Source organism: Candidatus Villigracilis sp. (assembly GCF_057083605.1).
On the sequence record NZ_JBXMTI010000152.1, the window covers coordinates 25762 to 47362 of the forward strand.

A 21601-nucleotide genomic window follows, 5' to 3' on the forward strand; every position below is an offset into this window, starting at 1 on the left:
GCTCTTTGCAGGGCGTATCGAAACCACCAAGTTTTCAAATTATCTTTCATTTGCTTGTAACTCGTTGGTCTCGATATACTCCTCGCTAGCGCTCGGAGTTACTCGACCAACAGTATAGCGCTCACAACATCTTCAAATATTCCTTCATCAACGCAAAAGCAACGGCGCCTTCACCGGCTGCGGAGGCAACGCGATGATTGGTTCCAAAGCGCACATCACCTGCCGCGAAAATGCCGGGGACGCTGGTCTCTAACGGAAACGGGACCCGCTCCAGGGTCCAGCCCTGAGGCAGTTTTTTATCCAGCATTAGGTCGAGGCCTGTAAAAATATATCCCTTGTCACTGTGCATCACGAGATCCGAAACAAGCTGGCTTTGCGGGCGAACACCGATGAACACGAACAAGGCGGAGGCATCAAGAGTTTGGACTTCTCCGCTTTTTGTATCTTTAACGATGATCTGTTCCAGCGTGTTCGTGCCTTTGACCTCGATCAGATCGGTGTTTAATAGCAACTCAATTTTTTCGTTATCGTTCAGCGCATCCACCAGATATTTCGATGCGGTCGGTTCAGGCCCGCGTATCAAAACCGTAACCTTGCGTGCGAAGCGGCTCAGATACATTGCGCCCTGCGCCGCGGAGTTTGCACCGCCGACGACGAACACATCCTTATCTTTGTAGTTCATGGCTTCGGTATATGCCGCGCCGTAATAAATTCCCGCACCCGTCAATGTATCTGCGCCTGGGCATTTCAATACGTGGAACGACGCGCCGGTTGCGATCAATACGGCGTGGCAGGATATTTCTGTGTCGTCGGATAATTTGACAATGCGATACGCATCTTTGACGAAGACCTGAGTTGCCTCCTGTGCTGACAATATTTCCACGCCGAATCTTTTTGCCTGCGAAACCGCGCGGCGGGCAAGGTCGTCACCGGATATGCCCGCAGGGAAGCCAAGATAATTTTCTATCTTCGGGCTGCTGCCTGCCTGGCCACCTGGCGCGGCCTTCTCGATCACGAGACAGCGATAACCTTCCGAGCCTCCATAGACAGCGGCTGCCAGCCCGGCAGGGCCGCTGCCAATAATTACGATGTCATAAAAGGGAAGCGCGGCGTTGGTTTGCAGGCCGACTTTATCAGCCAGTTCCTTCAGACCCGGTTCGATCAATGTATTTCCATCTGGGAAAAACACAACAGGGAGTTTGGTTGGGGAATCTGGTGATGCACTGTCAACTAATTCGCGCGTGCTTGAATCTTTTTCAATATCCAGCCATTGATAAGGGATTTGATATCTTGTGAGAAAATCTTTCACTTGATGGCTCGATAAAGACCACTGCGTTCCCGCGACTCGAATCCCATCATAAGGCAAACGGACGCGAATCTTCCAGTCTTCTAAAAGTTCATCCAGTATCGGGTACAGCCGTTCCTCGGGCGGATGCCAGGGCTTCATCAGGTAATAATCCAAGCCGACTGCATTGATAGAGTCGATGGCGGCTTGTGAATCTGCATAGGCGGTCAACAAAACCCTCTTTGCCTGTGGATAAGTCTTTATGGCTTCTGCGAGGAATTCCGTTCCGCTCATGGCGGGCATGCGTTGGTCAACTAAAAACAACGCGACAGTCTCATTGCGTTGTTGCAATTTGACTAAATAATCCAACGCGGCTCTGCCTGAGTTGATCGGCAGGATGCGATAGTCTTGTCCATAACGACCGCGCAAGTCGCGGTCTACGGAGTTTAAGACGGCAGGGTCATCATCGATTGTAAAGATAATAGGTTTTGGCATGGGTCTTATCCCTAATCTGGATGGAAGATGTCGTTATTCTAACATCATGTGAATGATGAGTGAGAGTTTTCGTTCCAACGTGAAAAAAGCCTGGTTGGACTGGGGCAGGTTCAAGTGCGGTGAGAAGCGTGAGATTGTCCAGAGGGTTATAATCAATCGAAAACTTGTGTTGAGCTTGTCGAAACATCCAAAACCGTGGTCTCGGTATGTGCCTCGAAAAACACTCGGCACTACTCGGCCACCATACAAATCGTCAATCAAAAATCGTAAATCGGAAATCACTATGCATATATTGGTAACAAATGATGATGGCGTGCAAGCGCCCGGCCTTCTGGCTCTCGCGCAGGAAATGCGCAAACTTGGCAAAGTGACTGTCTTTGCGCCCGATAAGAATTGGTCTGCATCGGGACATGTCAAGACTTTGGATCGTCCGCTGCGGGTGCGTGAAACACTGCTTGCGGATGGGACACCTGCATTCAGTTCGGATGGCGCGCCTTCGGATTGTGTGGCTTTGCCTTTGCTGGGATTGCTCGAAGATCAAATTGATCTGGTCGTTTCAGGGATCAACCCCAATGCGAATTTTGGACATGACGTCACGTATTCGGGCACCGTTACTGCTGCGATGGAAGCTGTCATCACCGGTGTGAAAGGGATCGCGATCTCGCTTGATTCACCTGAAGGACATGGGGGCGCTTTGGATTATTCATGTGCAGCCTCGATTGCGCGCCGCATTGTTGAAAAAGTAATCGCGGATGGATTGCCCGAAGGTGTAGTAATTAATGTCAACGTGCCGTATTTGAAAGAGAGTGAACTCAAGGGCTTCATGGTCACACGTCAGGGATTGCGTGTCTATCGTGATGCGCTGGATGTCCGCGCAGACCCGCGCGGCAAAGCCTATTACTGGATCGGCGGCGAAACGCCCACAGGTGTGATCGAAGAGGGCACGGATTATGGCGCATTCGCACAGGGCTATGTATCCATTACTCCGCTACAATTGGACTTGACCCATTACAAGGCAATGGATGTGTTGAAGAAGTGGAAGTTTTAGGGAAAATCCGTTGGTCGAGTAAGACGAGCGTTTTTCTCGTCTATATCGAGACCAACAGGTTATAGAAATACTTTCATTTATTTGTGGTCTCGATATGCTCTCACCCGCACTGCACCAAACGCAGTGCGGTGCAAGTGTCGCGATGAACACTCAGAGCTACTCGACCACCGGATAAGGGAATAAAACCATGAACTTCCTCCAAAAACTCTTCGGCGGTTCCTCCGCCAAACCTGAAAAACGCTATTACAGCTTCACGGTCAAATGCCTGCGCTGCGGCGAGTTGATCGAAGGCCGCGTGGACTTGGATAACGATCCCAGCGTGGAATATGAAGAGGGCGGCGATGTGTACTTTGCCCGCAAAGTATTAATGGGAGATGGCCTGTGCTTTCAACGTGTGGAGACCACTTTCAAATTCACCCCAGCCCGCACCCTGATTGAGCGACAGATTATGGGCGGGGAGTTCGTTGCATAAAGGATTTGTACCTGGCGCGGTCATAAAAAATATTTATTATTTCAGGATGACATCATATGACAAAAGGCAACCACCCTGCTTCAAAAAATAAGCGTACAGTCAGGAAGCATAAAGAAGGAGAAGATAAAGAAGATAATAAACTTAGCCCTCAGATCGCGGTTGCGATTATTGGTGGTATCGTAACAATTGTTATCACCCTTTTCTCATTTCCTCCCTTTCTTCGTTTATTTGAATCAAAGGAAACACCGTCAGTTGCCACCCCTCCAACATTGGATGTGCCTGTGTCCCAGTCTTCAACTCCTGCAAATTTTGAAACCCCCACTTATACAACGCTGCCTCTTGTCGTAAATAACGATAATAACCAGGAAATGATCTTGATTCCTGCTGGTGAATTTATCATGGGTAGTGATAATGGAGACCCTAATGAAAGCCCCAGCCATGTCGTTTACCTGGATTCGTATTATATAGATAAGACAGAAGTTACAAATGTGGAATATAAACTCTGTGTGCGGGATGGGATTTGTCAGCAACCCATAGAAATAACATCCAGGACTCGTACTCAATATTATGGTGACAGTCAATTTGATAATTATCCCGTAGTGTATGTAGACTGGGGAATGGCGAAAGCATTTTGTGAATGGCGGGATGCACGCCTGCCGACCGAGGCGGAATGGGAGAAAGCGGCGCGTGGCGGAAGCGGATTTATCTATCCCTGGGGCGATACTTTTTCCTGTCATAAAGGCAATTTCGACGACGAAGAACAAATAGATAGTTATTTCGTTCCCGGAGGCCCAAACTGCGATGGACATGTGGATACTGCACCGGTAGGTTCGTATCCAGCTGGAGCTAGTGGCTACGGAGTTATGGATATGGCAGGTAATGTTTGGGAATGGGTCAGTAGTTTGTCCAGCCCTTATCCTTACAACAAAGATGACGGGCGTGAGAGCCCAAATTCATCAGGTATGCGTGCCATTAAAGGCGGGGCATTCACCGCAAATAATTATTATTCCCGTTCCTCAAATCGCAGCGAGGACACCCCAGTGATCAGCGATGATACAACTGGATTTCGTTGCGCCAGTTCTGTAGCGCCATAAATATTTCTCGCCTCAGTATATCTGCCAGAAAGGAATCCTATGAAACGTATCACACCATTCATTGTTATCCTCAGTATCACACTTGTAGTCACAGCCTGCATTCCAGATATCGTTGGTGGAAGTCCATCAGTAAGTTCAGAGCCCGCTCTAACCCCTCAGCCTGTGGAAAAGATACTTTCCTCATTCAATGCCGTTCAAGGTACGAATATTATGATGGCTGGGGTAGTCGCTGCGCCTGTTGCGCGTGATAGCAGCTTTAATCCGCTGGAGTGGATCAACAACAGTAGCAGTTACTCCTCTTATTCATCAGGTACATATAACTATGTCTTCTTCAACCTGGTCACGGAAAACCATAAACGCCTTCTGCCTACCAATGAATACACCATCTACCAGACTGCGGGTTTCCCAACCTTGCAATATGATCCCGCTAACCCAGACCAGCCCACTCCGCCCATAAAATGGTGGGTCTATGGCATTATTAAAAATGACACAAACAAGGATGGTTATTTCAGCTACGAAGATAAAATGACCATCAGCCTCTCCGATGTGGGCGGCAACGGTTATACAGAACTGATCGAAAACGTGGATGCAGTCCTCGGCCAGATTTACAAGTCTGATTACGCAATGTTCATCTTGTACAACACCGATGACAAGAATTACATCGCGAAGATAAATCCATCCGCGCGTGAAGTCCTAAGCACCACTGAAATGGATCTTGGCGAAGACGTAAAATAAAACATCATGCGGCGTCTCACCATCGTCATCCTCATTCTGCTCGCCGCGTTTCTCATCGCACAAGCCGTGTTCTCTTTGCAATGGCCCATCGCGCACGACGAAGCGCCGCTCTTCTATGAAGCCTTCCTCATGCAAAGCGAAGGCCGCGTCCCCTATCGTGACATCTTCGACTTTCAAATGCCAGGCAGTTATATTGCCTATTATGCTCTTGGCAGCCTTGCTAGTTTCAACGCCTTCCGCATCCGCATTCTCGACATCCTTCTGCTCGCTGCGCTGATCTTCATCACATGGCAATTCATGCAGCGCTTTGGCAAGACCTCTGCAATCGTGGCGGGCCTTCTCTTTGGTCTCAAATATCTTGAAGGCGGCCCATCCCTTTCACTTCAACGCGAATATCTATTATTGATCTTCATCGCATCATCTCTCTTAATAGGAATGCGTGACTCTCTGACTCTCAAGCATAGACTCAGCCTCGGCCTTCTCTTCGGTCTATCGGCAGTCATCAAACCCCACGCCGCGCTCGGACTCCTCCCCTTCCTGCTCTTTGACATGATTGACCTGATCAAACGCCTCAAGTTGACTCCGCTCAATGCCGCCGCAACAAGCATCCTCCCAATGGCAATTGGCTTCCTGATTCCCGTTTCACTCGTCACTGTCTGGCTTGCGTTGACAGGTGCATTGACTCCCTTCCTCAATATTGCCACAAACTATTGGCCGTTATATGCGCAGATCAACGGTCAAATGGAGATCACACCTTCAGCGGAGCGAATCTCCTTTTTGCTGAATCAAATTTGGCGTCTCGGCGGAAGCGGACTATGGTTAATTCCCGCCGCATTTGGAATTTATCTCGATCAAAATAAACAAACATATTTGCTCGTAGCCCTCGCCTTATGTTATGCAATTTACCCCGCCCTCTCAGGTCAATTCTTTCCGTATCACTACATCCCCTTTGTTTACATCATCATCCTTTTAGCATCTCTATCCATCCCAACCATCAACCATCAACCATCAACCATCAACCGTTCACCATTTACCATTCACCATCTTTCCTCTTTCATCTTTCTTGCAATCATCCTAATTAACATCCGCCCCTCACAAACATTTATCCGCCAACTCAAAAGCAGGCAAATTGCAACATCATCTGACCGCGCCGTGGAGATCAGGGACTTCCTTGAAAAAAATCTTGAAGAAGGCGACACCGTTCAACCATTGGATTGGACGGGCGGCACCCTGCTAGCCATGCTTGAAGCCCGCACACACCTTGCTACATCCTATGTCTTCGACTTTTATTTCTACCATCATGTTTCAAACCCATACATCCAATCTCTGCGCGCGGATTTTATAAATGAATTGCAAGAATCATCCCCACGTTTTATTATCGAAGTCACCGCAATAGATAAGCCCTGGATCTCAGGCGAAGATACCTCCCGCGAATTCCCCGAACTGCGCGCGTACTTGGAAACCAATTATTCCATTACAATCCAAAAAGATGATTACGTTATCTACGAGCGACGATAGACCATGGACCGCCGACTATCGTCCATCGTCCATGGTCAATTTCATGAAACATCTCCATCGCATCTCCTTCCTCTACCTCATCATTCCCTTCATTATCTTCCTCTTCGGTTGGCTGCGATTAACCGTTGCCCTTCCTGTTGTTGTTATTATTATTTGGGCAATTTGGCAGTTGCTTAAGCAAGCCCCATTCAACCAATTCCCAATTCCCAATTCCCGTACCACTTTTTACTTATTGCTCATCTCTGGCCTCTGGGTCTTCCTCTCCGGTGTCGGCGGGTACGCCTTCCAAAACTGGGACCATCATTGGCGTAACGCAGTTTTCCATGATCTCATTAATTATGATTGGCCCGTTTTTTATTCCACGCCTGAAACTGGCCCTATCAAAATGCTGGTCTATTACGTGGGCTATTGGCTTCCCGTTGCGCTGGCAGGCAAACTCCTCGGCTGGAAATTTGCAAACTTCATCCTCTTCCTATGGACATGGCTTGGCGTTTATCTCGTCACATTGCATCTCAGCCTCAAACTAAAAATATCACCTCTCAAGACGATTCTTCTCATTATCTTCTTCAGCGGCCTGGATGCTCTCGGCACGCTGATCCTCTCGCCAGAGTATCCAACGCTTTTCCCACCCATTCAACATTTGGAAATCTGGCCAAGCGATATCCAATATTCGTCCTTCACCACTCAATTGTTTTGGGTCTTCAATCAGGCTATCCCTGCATGGTTGTGTCTGGCATTGTTTGTCATTCTGAGTGACCCGTTCGTTGGGGACCGAAGAATCTCACACATCGACAACGAGACTCTTCGGTCGCAAGATACGCTCCCTCACATCGTCCCGATGCCTGTCTGGGAGAGCGACACACGTGGAAAGCTCATTTTCATCTGGTCCCTCTGTTTCTTCTTCGCCCCCCTCGCTGCCATTGGACTTCTCCCTTACCTGCTGATCGAAATCTTCAAGCAGACAGATTTCAAATCCCCGTTCAAGAATATAGACCTTGGCCTGCTCCTCGCCGCTGGAGTTATCTTTCTTGTTTCCTCTTTCTTTTTTTCCTCCAACACCGCCGCTCAGGAACGCGGATTTCAATTCATCGCACTCAAAGATATCTTTTTATTCTTTTTGCTCGAAGGTGGAATTCTCTGGCTTTTGCTTGCGCCCCTCAAATGGCGTGATCCCCGTTGGGCTATTACAGGCCCGCTCCTCTTCCTGATCCCCTTCATCCAACTCGGCAGCGGACGTGATTTCGTCATGCGCGCATCCATTGCTCCATTGTTTTATTTGATGATCATGGTTGGAGAAACCCTTTTTCAGAAAACAGCACCTCATGTTTTACGCATTACGCTTTACGCATTACTCCTCCTCGGCGCAATAACTCCCCTCTACGAAATCAACCGCTCGATCTATAGAACTTATGAATATTATTTTGTTTTAGATGAAGATCAGCGTCTCACGACTCCGCCCGTGCCTGCTACTCATCTTGAACAGGCAGGTGCGCTCGAATATGAACATCCCAACTCACTGGTTGCGGATGAGATCCTCACCCTGCAATTCATGGATGACAAACTCTCGAAAAACTTTATTGCCAATGTCAGGCAGTCGTTGTATTATCGGTATCTATCGCCTCGTTAAGACCCTAAAGGTCTTTCCCCAAAACAATCAATCCAACAAGTAAGACCTTTAGGGTCTCTTCACTACAAGACAAGGAAAATCTTATGCCTCGATTTACATCTCCTCCAAATCCACAAGCTTTTAACGCCCAAGTCTGGGAAATCGTCCGCCAAATTCCGCGTGGAAAAGTCGCCTCGTATGGGCAGATCGCAAAGATGCTCCCGCCGCCTCCCGGTGTGGAAATTGAAACCTACGTTGCCTTTGGTCCGCTTTGGGTGGGCGGTGCGATGGCAGCCTGCCCGGATGGCGTCCCCTGGCAGCGTGTGATCAACTCAAAGGGTGAGATCAGCGAGCGGGACGGAGCAGGTGCGCGCAGGCAGCGTCTCCTGCTGGAAGAGGAGGGAGTATTTTTCAATCCCCGGGGTCGAATTGATTTCAAAAAATACGGTTGGAGCGGCAAGAAAGACGAAGGCACGCAGCAACAGTCGCTTTTTTAAGGAATAAACACCCCCACCTGATGACCTAAAGAAGTAGCACCGGTGGGGGGTGCTTGGTCATCCTGTCAATATTTGCAATGGAATTGCTTTATTGTCTTTTTACAGCTGGCACTATACTAAAAATCACCAGCTTAAGACAAAGGAGCTTTCCGTGTATATTTTTCAAGTCCATCATTATATAAGACCCGATTTAATAGAGGTATATAAAGCGGCTACGTTGGAGAATGCACGCAAGACTATCCTAGAGCCGGGTGTCGTCCGTTTTGACGTTTTCCAGGATGCCACCAACCCCGCACACTTCAGTGTGTTTGAAGTGTATCGTGATATGGCGGCGCGCGATGCACATTTGGAAACCGAGCATTTCAAAATGTGGCGCGATGTTTATTTGCATACCCAGGATTACAAAGGTGTTGGAGATGAATTCTATGCCCTTTTCCCCGATGAAAACTCATGGGTAAGAGAATCGGTCTAATTGGTTAATTCAACGATCAGAGTATCCAGAGCCAGGTCCAAAGTGATCTGGCTCGTTTTGACTCTTTCATCGATGTTCAATAGCTGATGGTAAATATCTTCAAGTGCCCCAATCGAAAAACGATTTGCCTGTCCTGTTGTTTTTTCGGCCACAAAGGGATGCACGCCCAACGCGCGCGCAACATCATCCTTATTTCCGCGGCCATCCAGAATTTCACGCGTCTGGATCAATAACCTGAATTGCCTCACGACCATGCCCCACAAAGAAAATGGATCTTCACTTTCAAGAAGGCGGTGCAAAAGTTTCTGTGCGGTTTTTCCATTGCCCTGCGATAGAGCATCAACGAAGTCAAACACGCTTTGCTGGGATGTGACAATACAAACCGCTTCCACATCCGACCCGCGAACTGGTCGCTCCCAATTGACATAGGCCAGCAACTTGGCAATTTCCATCCCTGCCTGACGGGTATCCACACCCACCATTTCAGCTAGTTTGGCAGCAGCGGCGGGGTCGATCTTGCCGTTTTGATTCTTTGCTTCATTGATGATCCAGCCTGGCATATCCCTCAGTTTGGGCAGCAGGAATGCCTGCGTTTTTATCAGCGACGAATTCTTCCCCGCCCATTTCACCAGCCAGTGTTTTTCAATTTCTCTCGGCTCGATCAATTCATGGATGATAAGCCTGGCCGTATCGGGCGTGGCGCTGATGAATTCCTCAAATTTTTTGCGAGTGGCAGGATTGTTATATTTTGCGGATGGATTTGAAAGAACGACGAGTCTCTTCGGCGCGAGGAAGGGCATGGCATTGACCGCATTGTTCAAGTCATTCTCTGTCATCGTACGCGCTTCGAGACGGGCGGTGTTCATGCCTGCCGTGGTCGGGTCGCTGAAATCAGACTCGAAATCTTTGATCTTGCGATTGATCGCAAATTCGTCGTTGCCGTGCAGGAAGATGATGTTGGGCATGATTCTTGGTAGGGGCGAGGTCTTCTCGCCCAGGGCGGGATAACCCCGCCCCTACGGATTTATTTCGTGATGACCCTGTGAACACTCTTGTTGACGGGGACGATATCCACAATTCGCAAGTTGCCAAGATCGGCTTCGGTGGTGACGTATTTTTGAAGCCAGGGGCCGAGCGGACGGCTGAGGCTGTATCCCATGAATGCAAATAACAATGCTAGCGGAATCAGCAGGAGTCGCCACAGAGTGGACTTGGTCCCTCGAAGCGGGAGCCAGGCAAAGGTCCCGGAAAGAAGCGCGGTGGTTGCGAAGTTGGTTCCGCATCCAGGGTGGACTGCGAGTCCGCTTTCACCGGAGTTTAATCGCGTATGTGCTTCTGTTGCGGCTGTACAGATATCCTGTGTTTGTAGATCGCCAAATACATAAAAGCCGGTCGGGTTGGAATGCCCCGCCAGGCGTTGGCCGGGAAGTTTGCGTGAGAGCAGGTGAATAGTGGCATGCTCGAGCGCGTGATTGCGCCGTGTTTCGAGAATGAGGGGAAGGTCGAGGATCATGGTTTGATTATCCGTATGTCGTTACCGCGTACACTTGTTCGAGCATATGCAGGAATTCACCTGATGGACGCGGTTTGAGAATTTCCTTGCGGGTATCGCGGGTGAGGGTTTGCATGAGCAGGTATTGCACAGCGTATTTGCGGAAGAGGCGCGAGCCGTCTTCGTCGCCGTAGAATTCAACACTGCGCGCAAGGTGCTTGCGGACAGTTTCCTGCACCTGTTGCGGCGTGACTTGTTCACGATCAAGGCGTGAAAATATCCAGGGGTTGGCAAGCGCGCCGCGCCCGATCATGACCGCATCGCAATTTGTATACTGTTTCATGCGTTCAATATCTGCAACCATTTTTACGTCACCGCTGCCGATAACGGGAATCTTGACTGTGGATTTTACTTCGGCAATCGCATCCCAATCAGCTTCGCCGGCGTAACGCTGTTCTTTGGTGCGTCCGTGAATGGCGATGAGGGAGCCGCCGTTTTCTTCAACGATGCGCGCGATGAGTTTGTAGTTTTTGTTCTTATCCCAGCCCAGGCGAATTTTGCCTGTGACTGGAACTCTAAGCGCGGAGGTTAACTTCTTAAATGTTCGCGCGATCTTCAACGGTGAAGGCATCATACCAACGCCAGCGCCGCGGTCTGCAATGGTCTTAGCAGGGCAGCCCATGTTGAGGTCGATGACGTCAGGGTTTAATTCCTGCACTTTCAAGGCAGCTTTCAAAATGAGATCGGGGTCATCGCCGTAGATTTGAAATGTGATGGGGCGTTCCTCTGCTTTGAAGAAGAGTCTCTTGGCAGGTTCTTTCGAGCGGCTAAGAATTTTTTCTACTTTGACGAATTCGGTGTAGCTCATGGCTGAGCCCAACTCACGGCAAAGCGAGCGGAAGGGCCAGTCGGAATAGCCGTCCATGGGGGCGAGGATAGCGTCACCATAGATGGGCACGTCGTGGATATGGAAAGCGATGCCCTGAGGCTCTCGAAGGGTAGGGGATTTGGTTTCGTTCGTCATAATAAGCTGATATGAGTATAACAAAGATTCTTTTTCTAATAGCGCTTACGCAAAACCCTAAAAATCTGCTAATCTTTCCTGTCTCTAAGCTGTAGGTCGGATTGCCAATCCGACCTACATTTGCGAGAGTATCACGGCGATTCCTAATGCGCCAAAGTTCGCCCTGCCTAAGTCCTGTTTGATTAAAGTATAATCACCTCAAATTAGGAGGAACTCATGATAGACAACCGACTGGAAAATGCGAATCGATTGTTGAAAGCAGGGAAAATCAATGAAGCTCGCGAGATACTGGAAGGCTTCCTCAAAGAGGATCGTAATCAAATTTATGCGTGGTCGTTATATGCAGAAACATATCGAAAAGTTGAAGATAAGAAACGGGTGTGGGAATATTGCCTGCGCTTCAACCCTGAAAACTTTGAGGTAAGGCGGGCCTTATCCGCACTTATGGATAAGGCTGATACGCGGTCACGTGGCAACGATAAACATACCTGGAAAAGAAAGACCAGCCCTGTATTTATAGCATTTGCAGGATTCGCAGGACTATTGATCCTTGCTGTCATTGTGGGGACGGTTATGTTTCTTGCGGCCCAGCCAGATGACCCAGCCTCATATCGTCATGCACAACCTGTTGAATATTATCTATATGTGCCTGAGGATTATTCGGCTGATGATACGTGGCCGTTATTTGTGGGTCTTCACGGCTCAGGCGGCTCTGGTTTGGATTGCTGGAACATGTGGCAAGGCTATGCTGAAAAAGAGGGCTTTATTCTCTTGTGCCCAAGCATTCCTGGTGATGGCGGTGGATATTATCAGGATGTGGGGGAAAATACAGTTTGGAGTGCCGTTAATGATGTTCAGAAGAGCTATCGCGTCAATTCACGAATGTTCCTGGCAGGCTTCTCGGCAGGGGCATATTTCATTCAAGGCTTTGCCTATCATTATCCCAACGCGGTGAGTGCGCTTGCAATCCTTTCAAGCGGATACTACGTGCCAGGGTTTCAAACTCGTGTACCGATTCTCATGGTGATTGGCGGCTTGGATAATTCAGATTCCATTAAGGCCAACGACCAGTTGTTTAGCTATTTGAGTCAGAATAATTTCGACGTTCAATACTATATTCTGCCCGGGGTCGGTCATTGGCCCGCGAGCAAAGCCAAACAGTTGACTATTGAACTTTTTAGGAAGTCGATTGGGAAATAAAACAAGAGCGCAGAGGCTACCTCTGCGCTCTTGTTTTATGCAGGTTGTCTCTTCAACAACTCCAGATAGTGCTTTCTGAACTTGGCAACCTTCGGGGCGACCACGGCCTGACAATAGGGCTGGTTTTGATTGCGCGCAAAATATTCCTGATGATAATCTTCGGCGATGAAGAAATTCTTAACCGCCTCCACTTCTGTGACGATGGGGCTGTTCCAGATTTTCTGGGCATTCAACTCGCTGATGAGTTTCTCGGCGGTTTCCTTTTGCTCGGGTGTGTGATAGTAGATACCGGAACGATACTGAGATCCGACATCCGCACCCTGACGGTTGAGGGTCGTGGGATCGTGGATCGCGAAGAAGACATTGAGAATGTCGCGAAAAGCGATGACACCTGGATCAAAGGTGATGCGCACCACTTCCGCGTGGCCCGTATTCCCATTACACACATCACGATAGGACGGGTTGGCTACATGTCCGTTGGAATAACCTGAGTCAACGGAAATCACACCTTTCATTTCATCATAAACGGCCTCCAGACACCAGAAGCACCCCCCGGCCAGTGTGACGGTTTCATAATTTGTGTTCATAAGAAAGCTCCTTTTTCTAAAATCGTGAATAAAGTATTGACGGGCCTGTCTGCTCCATAAGACGCAGCGTGAAAGGGAAATATTCTTAAGAAAAGATTACAGTTTTATGTTTGTGTAGGAATGGCGGTTCGCCGTTATCAATCAGAAATTTGAAGGGTAAAAATTAGCCACAGATTTCACGAATGGTCACGGATTTTTTAGTCATCCGTGAAATCTGTGTAATCTGTGGCAGACTTTAATTTGAGATTGTTTGGGCTTAAGTTCTCTATCTCATTCCTGATACCGTGATCAGTCCATTTGTTACATTGATATTCATCAACTCCAACCCGGGGACTTGTGAGTTGATCTGCTCCACAATCATTTGGTTTAACCAGGATTCCACTTGGGAGAGCAGCAAGTCGGGGATTGTCTGCTGCCCGATCTGCAGCGATTCTATTTCAAAATAAGGCTGTTTATTGTTGTCGATTTTTATCATGCCAACGACCAGCGCCGAGGTGGAATTTTCATTTCCATTCACCATGCCCCACACTTGGATCTTTCCGTCACGCAAATAGACTTGAACCTCGCTTAGAGGCAGGTCGGGGCTGTCCTTCATTTCCATGGCGAGCCACGAGGTGATCTGCTGTTCGGTGATGGTTGCTGATGATAACGAACCGGGCTGAGGGAGCGCCTTTTCCAGTTCTGTCTTCGCTTCCAGCCCCGCCTTATCAGAGACGATGATCTCAGCGCCTGGTCGTTCGGCTGCACCTTCCATGCCGCTTTCAACATTTTGAATGGCAAAGTTAATCAACGCATCCACCAGTGGAGCATACTGTGGATAGGTCGCGCTGACTTGTGCGCGGGTTTGCGGCGCAATATCGTCTGCAAGGAATGTGTCGCCGTACAATGTGGGCGTGGCAACCGCCAGAATTTTCGCAAGTTTTGATTCGGGATAGGTGCGCGCCACAACAAGTGTGGTTGTGCCGAATAAAAATGTCACGATCACAACCGCTAGTATTGCGCGCAGGGTGTTTTTATATGGTGTGGGAGATTGCCAGACGTTGACGTTGTTTTGCCCCCGCCTGGGTAATGTGGGGCTGGTGGTACTTAGGCGGGCAAGCCCAATCCTAGCTTCCTTATTGTTACTGTTGATCTTCAGAACGCGCTCGTAACATTTTATTTTGTTCTCTTTTGCATCCTCGATGCGCGCCATCAACATCCACCCGGCTTCATCGTTGGGGTAGGCTGAGAGAAAATCAGACAAATATTTTTTTGCCAGTTTGCCGTTCCCGCGTTGAAAGGTGTAATCGGCTTGCTTGAGAAGTTCCTGCTTATTCATGTTTAATTTGTATCCTGAGTTTTTCTAACGAGGTCATTTTTTCAAAACTTAGCGTGTAACAGTAGCGGTTACAAAACCGCCATTGACACTGATACTGGTGACCCTCAACCCCGGGGCTTGCGCATTGATCTCGTGAATTATTGTTTGATCGACCATGGCCTGTGTCTGGGCTAGTAAAACACCCGACAGGTTTTCCTGGCCTGCTTGTGCCGAGTCGATTTTGAACGACGGCGTACCGTTTGCGTCAACTTGAATACGCCCGGTAAGCAGCGCAGAAGTGTAGTTGTTTTCTCCATCTACGATGCACCATATTAGGATTTGCCCATTGCGAAAATAAACCTGCACATTACGCGCTGGCAATTCGGGCATCTCTTGTAACATCAGCGCAGCCATGGAAGTGGCTTGATACTCGGTCACCGTGACAGATGAAGAAGTACCCGACTGGGGTATGGCATTCTCCAACATTGTGAAGGTTTCGCTTCCCACGCTCATCGAAGGGGATATGCCGAAGCCGGGCTGTGCGGGCGCGCCATCCATGCCATTTTTTGCGGCATCTTTCGCAAATTGGATCAGCGCATCTTCGGGAGAATCATATTGCAAGGGATTGAACTTTGCGAGGTTGATCGGAGCAATGGAAGGCAGCATCTGCGCCAACTGTGACTCGGGGTTATTTTTTGCGTACACAAAGCTAACGCTGACAAGAGCCAGAAGGACGCTTATGAATGCCAGTAACGAGCGTGTGAATAAATTGAAGCGCCTCGCAAGTCCTTTGGGCGTCTCGGACACAATGCCGCGCTGCAGGTCGAATGTATGGCCGGGGAATTCCAGTCGCACCAATTCCTTTTTTGCTTCCAGGTTTTTTGGGTTTATTTTTATGGCGCGTTCATAACAATCCATCTTTTGCTTTTTTGTTTCCACCACTTGCGCCATTAGCATCCATGCCGCTTCGCTTTCAGGATGCTGCATTAAAAACTCAGCCAGTTGTTTTTTAGCAAGAGCACGCTCGCCTCGTTGAAGAGACTCCCGCGCAGGTTGAAGCAGACTATTATCGGTCATTTTGCTTTTCTGAGTTGCATAAATCAGGCAGGCTACGTGTCAACGTAGCCTGCCTGATCATACTATTACAGACTCGGCTCAGGCAATATCTCTTCGGTTTTTTCTCTTTCGGCTTTGGTCAGCAACATTTCGCCATCCTCGCCGATCTCTACTTTGATCGAATCGCCGTCTACAAATTCACCGGCCAGCACGCGGTCTGATAGCGGGTCTTCCACTTTTTGCTGAATGACGCGGCGTAATGGACGTGCTCCAAACTCGGCATCGAAGCCCTGATCTGCCAGCGAGGCTAATGCCTCAGGTGTGGCAGTCAGCACAAGGTTATGGTCCTTGAGGCGTTCTGTAACTTTATCCAATTCCAAAGAAACGATCTGTTGAATATCTTCCTTGTTGAGCGAACGGAAGATGACAACGGAATCCAGACGGTTGATGAACTCGGGGCGAAAAGCGCGCTTGAGGGATTCGCTCAACTTCTTGCGCATGTCTTCGTAGGAGAGTCTTTCCTCGGTCACTTCATCGCGCTTCAAGGCAAAGCCGAGAGAGGTTTGCCTCTTGATCACATCTGCACCGATATTGGAGGTCATCACCAGAATGGCGTTGCGGAAATCGACCTTGCGGCCTTTCGCATCGCTCAAGTGACCTTCTTCCATAATTTGCAACAACATGTTGTGAACTTCAGGATGAGCCTTTTCGATCTCATCAAAGACGACGATTGAATACGGTCTGCGGCGCAGGGCTTCGGTGAGTTGGCCGGCATCTTCATAGCCGACATATCCAGGAGGCGCACCCACCAAACGGGCAGCGGTGTGACGTTCCATGAATTCAGACATGTCAAGTTGGATGGCGGCTTCTTCACTGCCAAACATAAACTTGGCAAGTGCCTTGGTCAATTGAGTCTTGCCTACGCCTGTGGGGCCGAGGAACATGAAGGAACCGATTGGGCGTTTGGGGTCTTTCAGGCCGGCACGTGCGCGGCGGACTGCGCGGGAGATGGCGACAATCGCATCATCCTGCCCGATAATGCCTTTGCGCAGTTCATCTTCCATCTTGAGCAGGCGTTGTGATTCGGCTTCAGCCAGTTGCATAAGTGGCACACCGGTCCACATCGAAACGACTTCGGCAATATCTTCCGCTGAAACAACGGGGCTGGTGGTACGGTCCCAGCCGGTGCGCAAACGTTCAATTTGCTGGCCGAGATCCATTTCGCGTTCTTCCCATTCCTTGATGTCTTCGTTGTTGCCCTCTTCCAATGCGAGGGTGCGGTTTTGGCGTGCCTGCCGTAATTGACCGAATAGATCCTTGGCGTGTTTCGCGGCGGAACTCTTATACATACGCACACGTGAAGATGATTCGTCGATCAGGTCTATGGCCTTGTCCGGTAAAAATCTTTCAGTAACATAACGTGAGGATAAATGTGCGGCGGCTTCGAGCGCTTCATCCGAAATGACCAGGTGATGGTGTTCCTCGTAAGCCGAGCGGATGCCTTTGAGTATCTCAATGGTTTCCTCTTCGGATGGTTCATCCACCTGCACGGGTTGGAAGCGGCGTTCAAGCGCGGCATCGGATTCGATGTGCTTGCGGTATTCATCCAATGTTGTGGCACCGATGACTTGTAACTCACCACGCGATAGGGCGGGCTTGAGGATATTTGCTGCATCAACGGAGGAACCTGCGGCCCCTGCCCCGACCAGCATGTGGACCTCGTCAATAAACAGGATCGCCCCTGCTTGTTTTAACTCATCAATGATGCGTTTGAGTCTTTCCTCGAACTGACCACGATACATGGTGCCAGCCACGAGGGAGCCCACATCCAGTTGAAGCACGCGCTTGTTCATGAGCGGCGCAGGCACGTCACCTTCGACGATGCGTTGGGCGAGCCCTTCCACGATGGCAGTCTTGCCGACGCCAGGTTCGCCGATAAGGGCGGGGTTGTTCTTTGTGCGGCGCGCAAGAATTTGAATGACGCGTTCGATTTCCATTTGACGCCCGATGACGGGGTCAAGCTTCTTTTCCTCAGCCTTGGAGGTGAGGTCGGATGCGAGTTGATCGACCAGGGGGGTTTTGGGGTTGGCTGCCGAAGCGCCTCGTCCGGTTGGTTGAGGGCTGGCAGGTGAGGGTGAGGATGAAGCGGATTCGTTCAACACGCGCCGAGTCTGGCGGCGGATCTGATCCGGTGTGACGCCGAGTCTGCGCAGTACTTCCAACGCGGTGGATTCAGAGCGCACGAGTCCGAGCAAAATATGTTCAGTACCGATATAGTGATGCCCAAGACGTCGCGCTTCATCCACAGCAAATTCGAGCACTTGCTGAGTTTCCGTGGCGAGTTCGATCTTGCTGGGGTCAAAGTTGGTCGGGGATGCCGAAACGCGTTGTGCCACTTCGCGGACGCGGTCAGAGGTCATGCCGAGATCGCGCAAAACCCGGCCTGCAACTCCTCCTTCTTCGTCCATTAATCCAAGCAATAAGTGCTCGGTTCCAATATTGTTTTGGCGAGCGCGTTCAGCCTCCTGATGCGCAAGACTGAGAACGCGCCTTGCTCGCTGTGTAAATCTTTCCATACCAGCCATTGTTTATCTCCTAAATTCCTGCTGGGGATTCTACCAAAAAGCAGGGTGACTCAGCGTAGGAAAAAGGTTAGAATTTCCTTACGTTTCAGGTATTCAAGTGCAAGGTTTCACGCATCAGATATGACATATATTTGATTCCAATGATTGCAATTGCCTGACACTTATCTAGTGTCCCCATCTCCTTGTATCTTACCACGAGCCTGCCTATCCAAAAGTTTAGTTAAGTTGGCTTCGGCCACTTCGTCGAGAGAAATATCCAATTCGGTGCAGGTCTGGGCCAGATACCAGAGCACATCCCCCAACTCGGCTTTGAGGGCTTCACGAGTTTCGGCGCTGATCTCTCCGTTTTTATCACGAAAGACTTTTTTGATCTTGCCCGCCACTTCGCCCGCCTCGTTGACGAGACCAAGAGTGGGATAAATAACGGCGTGCCCAATGGCGGGATATTTTGCGGTTGCGCGGGATTTGGTTTGGTAGTCCGTGAAGTTCATGAAATTGGGCCTCTTAAGTTTTATCTATTTTTTTATATTCTTCATCAAAATATATTCTTTTGGTATGAAACAAAAGGTTCTTGCAATCTGATTTTTCAAAAAATTCGTCTGCTACTCTGACAGCAAAAAGAGATAGTGCTGCTATTTCTCCTAAAACAAGATTTGTTTTTTGGTTTGAAATGGAAACCCCAATTTTGACATGGTCTTTCTCATTGATTTTATAATGACTTAGACCAAGCCTGCCCGGGGTAGAGTGGGCACCAATAGCAGACATTTGCCCCCGCAAACGTTCTCTCCGATCTGAAACGCCCAATTTCTTTATAGCATTTTCATAAGAAAGTTTGTCGCTAAAATTTTTTCCTCTAGTGCCTCTCTGGCTTAACTCTGAGTAAGCCAGCTTGAAAAAATCCTCGCGGTTTATATATTCAAAGATAGTAAGGCTTTCTAATACTATTCGCATTAACGCGAGTGCGTCTGTTTCGCAGCCATGCAGACACAAACGTATACTGCTTATTAGTGTAGATATTGAGTCGCCATAAAAATAATTAAAAATTGTTCTCTTGATTGGATCTATCGACTCCCAAATATCTTCAGGTATTCCCGGAGAGAATAAAAGATCTATACAATCCGAAATAAAATTATATCTATCAGGAAACTCTGATAAATGTTTTTGTAAAACCCCTTCTTGAAGTCTAAAAACCCGATCTAGCAATTTTTCAGCCATGTACTTATACCATCCTCTTACTAAGGCTTTTCAAATGCCTTCGCCAACCCTCGCCGCCACTCATCTCTTCCCCCGACACAAATGGTGCGTTATACAAATACCGCGGCTGAGACATGAAATCTCTCAGCTAGCACCCGAATCTGACGCACATTTAACTCGCGCTTGCCGTTCAGAATTTCCGACACTACGCCCTGAGAACCAACTTCTGGCAAGTCCGATTGGGCTAATTCATGCTCATCCATCAGAAAGCGTAAAACCTCCGCTCCGCTGACATCGGGAATTGGATAATGTTTTTCCTCGTATACATAAATCAATGAGCCAAGTGTATCGAGCAAAGTGTAAAGAGGATGCTTTTCATCTGCGCCGATCTCATCCAACAATTCATTTACGTGCTTTACAGCCGCTTCATATTCTTTTTCATTGTGAATGGTTAGCAATGGGCTGATATTTGCCCAGTAGGTTTGAAGTTTGTCAGTTACGAATGTCATTCTTCCAATCTCCTTTGTCATAATCTGCATGAGTCAGGACGTGGCGGATAAAAACTTTTCCACGATTAAAGTGGATCGAAACAATAAGCCTGTATTTGTTACCGCCAATATTAAAGATGATCCAATGATCCAGCTTGTCCGCTGATGGAAAGGCTTTTCTTAGCTCTTGGAAACTACTGAATTCGGTGTTGTGGACGATTTTATACCAGCGTTGTAAAGCTGTTCGACTGTCAGGATGTTTTTCCCAAAATTGGGCAAGGGTCCTGCGTGTGATGATGTGCACGGCTATATTTTATCTCATTCTGAGATAAAAAACAAGGAGGCTATATCCTGGTTCTCGAAAATCATGAATTGAACGCCTTCGCCAGTCCTCGCCACCACTCATCCTTCTCGCCAGGGACAAATGGTGTGTACAACGTCAACCTGTCGGCAATGCCTTCATAGCGTTTCTTCAAATCCTCGGCCAGTTTTTCCTGCGTGGTCATCAAGCAAAATTCATTCAACATCTCATCCGTAATAAGCATGGGCATCTCAGCCCACTCGCCTTTGGATGCAAAGCCTGACAATTTTTCAGCGGTCTCGCCCCAGCCGTGCAAGTCCATCACGGATTTATAGGATGGTGTGCTGGCATAAAACGCGACCTGCATCCGCGCGAAGCCTTCCTCTTCGGGCGTGGTCGCTACGAAGGGAGTCATTGAAACGGTGATGTCTTTGCGTTTTCTACCTGCCTTTTGCAGACCTTCTTCGATCCCAGGCAATATCACTTCATTCATATAGCGCGGACTATTAAACGGATGCGCATGAAATCCCTCACATAATTCGCCTGCCAGTTTTGCCAGACCTGTGTTGACTCCCGCAATGTAGATCGGAATACCCCCACCCAACCCTCCCCCAAAATCGGGGGAGGGTAAGCGAGGGGGCTGAAAAAACGGAGACATCAAAGTAATTTTGTAATACTCGCCGCGGAAATTTAACTTCGTGCCGTTTTGCCATGTATCCCAAAATGCGCGGATGACTTGAATCTGCTCGCGCAGTTTCCCTGTTACTGACTCAGGCCACGGGATTCCAAAACGCCTCTCGATGTGCGCCTTCACCTGCGTGCCCAATCCCAAAATGAATCTACCCCCGGACTGTGCCGCCAAGTCCCATGCGGTATAGGCCAGGTTGGCAGGCGAACGTGAAAATGAAACAGCAATAGCCGTTCCAAAATCCAAACGTGATGAATGCTCCGCGATCAACGTACATGGCAGGAATGGATCATGCTGGGTTTCCTGAGTCCACAACGCGGCAAAGCCGATCTCTTCGGCAGCCTTCGCAATCGCAGGTACATCTTTTAGTTGAACTGGTGGAAGTGCGGCATCTAGTTTCATAATTCCTTTTCTAAACACGAAGGGCGCAAAGTGCACGAAGGTTTTTGGTTTTAAACTTTGTGTCC

Annotated in this window: 22 protein-coding genes; 9 read left to right on the forward strand and 13 right to left on the reverse strand. The window is 48.8% G+C overall.

Features of this window, described 5'->3' with window-relative positions:
• Positions 1–121: 121 nt before the first annotated feature.
• The gene (locus AC14M5_RS22200; RefSeq protein WP_484031906.1) at positions 122–1780 is read right to left on the reverse strand and encodes an FAD-dependent oxidoreductase; all 1659 of its coding nucleotides are present in this window, start codon (positions 1778–1780) and stop codon (positions 122–124) included.
• Positions 1781–2063: 283 nt separating this feature from the next.
• Between AC14M5_RS22200 and surE the strand changes: the two genes are divergently transcribed.
• The 8 genes from surE (at position 2064) to AC14M5_RS22240 (ending at position 9222) form a co-directional block, all read left to right on the forward strand.
• A complete protein-coding gene (gene surE / locus AC14M5_RS22205; protein WP_484031907.1) occupies positions 2064–2828 on the forward strand; it encodes a 5'/3'-nucleotidase SurE in 765 nt (254 codons plus the stop codon).
• Positions 2829–3015: 187 nt separating this feature from the next.
• The gene (locus tag AC14M5_RS22210; protein ID WP_484031908.1) at positions 3016–3300 is read left to right on the forward strand and encodes a hypothetical protein; all 285 of its coding nucleotides are present in this window, start codon (positions 3016–3018) and stop codon (positions 3298–3300) included.
• A gap of 56 nt (positions 3301–3356) precedes the next feature.
• Entirely contained in the window at positions 3357–4394 is a 1038-nt protein-coding gene (locus tag AC14M5_RS22215; RefSeq protein ID WP_484031909.1) for a formylglycine-generating enzyme family protein, read from the forward strand.
• A 39-nt stretch (positions 4395–4433) separates the two neighbouring features.
• Entirely contained in the window at positions 4434–5129 is a 696-nt protein-coding gene (locus tag AC14M5_RS22220) for a hypothetical protein (RefSeq protein ID WP_484031910.1), read from the forward strand.
• Between the two features lie 6 nt (positions 5130–5135).
• Complete coding sequence (locus tag AC14M5_RS22225; RefSeq protein WP_484031911.1) at positions 5136–6647, forward strand: hypothetical protein; 1512 nt, start codon at positions 5136–5138, stop codon at positions 6645–6647.
• A 43-nt stretch (positions 6648–6690) separates the two neighbouring features.
• Complete coding sequence (locus AC14M5_RS22230; RefSeq protein ID WP_484031912.1) at positions 6691–8274, forward strand: hypothetical protein; 1584 nt, start codon at positions 6691–6693, stop codon at positions 8272–8274.
• A gap of 83 nt (positions 8275–8357) precedes the next feature.
• Positions 8358–8750, forward strand: coding sequence for an MGMT family protein (locus AC14M5_RS22235; RefSeq protein WP_484031913.1), 393 nt, complete (start codon positions 8358–8360; stop codon positions 8748–8750).
• Positions 8751–8901: 151 nt separating this feature from the next.
• Entirely contained in the window at positions 8902–9222 is a 321-nt protein-coding gene (locus AC14M5_RS22240) for a putative quinol monooxygenase (protein ID WP_484031914.1), read from the forward strand.
• On the opposite strand, the gene holA is transcribed toward AC14M5_RS22240, so the two are convergent.
• From holA to AC14M5_RS22255, 3 genes are read right to left on the reverse strand one after another with little or no spacing between them, the layout of a single operon-like run.
• A complete protein-coding gene (holA, locus tag AC14M5_RS22245) occupies positions 9219–10187 on the reverse strand; it encodes a DNA polymerase III subunit delta (protein WP_484031915.1) in 969 nt (322 codons plus the stop codon). The genes AC14M5_RS22240 and holA overlap by 4 nt on opposite strands.
• Before the next feature lie 59 nt (positions 10188–10246).
• The gene (locus AC14M5_RS22250; RefSeq protein WP_484031916.1) at positions 10247–10735 is read right to left on the reverse strand and encodes a DUF6391 domain-containing protein; all 489 of its coding nucleotides are present in this window, start codon (positions 10733–10735) and stop codon (positions 10247–10249) included.
• Positions 10736–10742: 7 nt separating this feature from the next.
• Positions 10743–11738 (reverse strand): tRNA dihydrouridine synthase, encoded by a 996-nt coding sequence (locus AC14M5_RS22255; protein ID WP_484031917.1) that lies wholly within the window; start codon positions 11736–11738, stop codon positions 10743–10745.
• Between the two features lie 216 nt (positions 11739–11954).
• Here AC14M5_RS22255 and AC14M5_RS22260 point away from each other — a divergent pair, with 216 nt between their 5' ends.
• Positions 11955–12938, forward strand: coding sequence for a DUF7017 domain-containing protein (locus AC14M5_RS22260; protein WP_484031918.1), 984 nt, complete (start codon positions 11955–11957; stop codon positions 12936–12938).
• Between the two features lie 35 nt (positions 12939–12973).
• Here the strand turns inward: AC14M5_RS22260 and msrA are convergent, their stop codons facing one another.
• From msrA to AC14M5_RS22305, 9 genes are all read right to left on the reverse strand, one after another.
• Positions 12974–13525, reverse strand: a complete 552-nt coding sequence (gene msrA, locus AC14M5_RS22265) for a peptide-methionine (S)-S-oxide reductase MsrA (RefSeq protein ID WP_484031919.1) — start codon at positions 13523–13525, stop codon at positions 12974–12976.
• A 265-nt stretch (positions 13526–13790) separates the two neighbouring features.
• Positions 13791–14843, reverse strand: a complete 1053-nt coding sequence (locus AC14M5_RS22270) for a tetratricopeptide repeat protein (protein WP_484031920.1) — start codon at positions 14841–14843, stop codon at positions 13791–13793.
• 48 nt (positions 14844–14891) lie between these two features.
• Positions 14892–15899 (reverse strand): tetratricopeptide repeat protein, encoded by a 1008-nt coding sequence (locus AC14M5_RS22275; protein ID WP_484031921.1) that lies wholly within the window; start codon positions 15897–15899, stop codon positions 14892–14894.
• 65 nt (positions 15900–15964) lie between these two features.
• Complete coding sequence (locus tag AC14M5_RS22280) at positions 15965–18463, reverse strand: ATP-dependent Clp protease ATP-binding subunit (RefSeq protein ID WP_484031922.1); 2499 nt, start codon at positions 18461–18463, stop codon at positions 15965–15967.
• A gap of 161 nt (positions 18464–18624) precedes the next feature.
• Entirely contained in the window at positions 18625–18954 is a 330-nt protein-coding gene (locus tag AC14M5_RS22285) for a nucleoside triphosphate pyrophosphohydrolase family protein (RefSeq protein WP_484031923.1), read from the reverse strand.
• Positions 18955–18967: 13 nt separating this feature from the next.
• A complete protein-coding gene (locus tag AC14M5_RS22290; RefSeq protein ID WP_484031924.1) occupies positions 18968–19678 on the reverse strand; it encodes a hypothetical protein in 711 nt (236 codons plus the stop codon).
• 89 nt (positions 19679–19767) lie between these two features.
• Positions 19768–20166: a helix-turn-helix domain-containing protein gene (locus AC14M5_RS22295; RefSeq protein WP_484031925.1), complete on the reverse strand. Its 399-nt coding sequence runs from the start codon at positions 20164–20166 to the stop codon at positions 19768–19770.
• Positions 20150–20449, reverse strand: a complete 300-nt coding sequence (locus tag AC14M5_RS22300) for a type II toxin-antitoxin system HigB family toxin (protein ID WP_484031926.1) — start codon at positions 20447–20449, stop codon at positions 20150–20152. Before AC14M5_RS22300 ends, AC14M5_RS22295 begins: the two co-directional genes overlap by 17 nt.
• A 61-nt stretch (positions 20450–20510) precedes the next feature.
• Positions 20511–21536 carry a TIGR03617 family F420-dependent LLM class oxidoreductase gene (locus AC14M5_RS22305; RefSeq protein WP_484031927.1) on the reverse strand — a complete coding sequence of 342 codons (1026 nt, stop codon included), beginning with the start codon at positions 21534–21536 and terminating at the stop codon, positions 20511–20513.
• Positions 21537–21601: the final 65 nt, after the last annotated feature.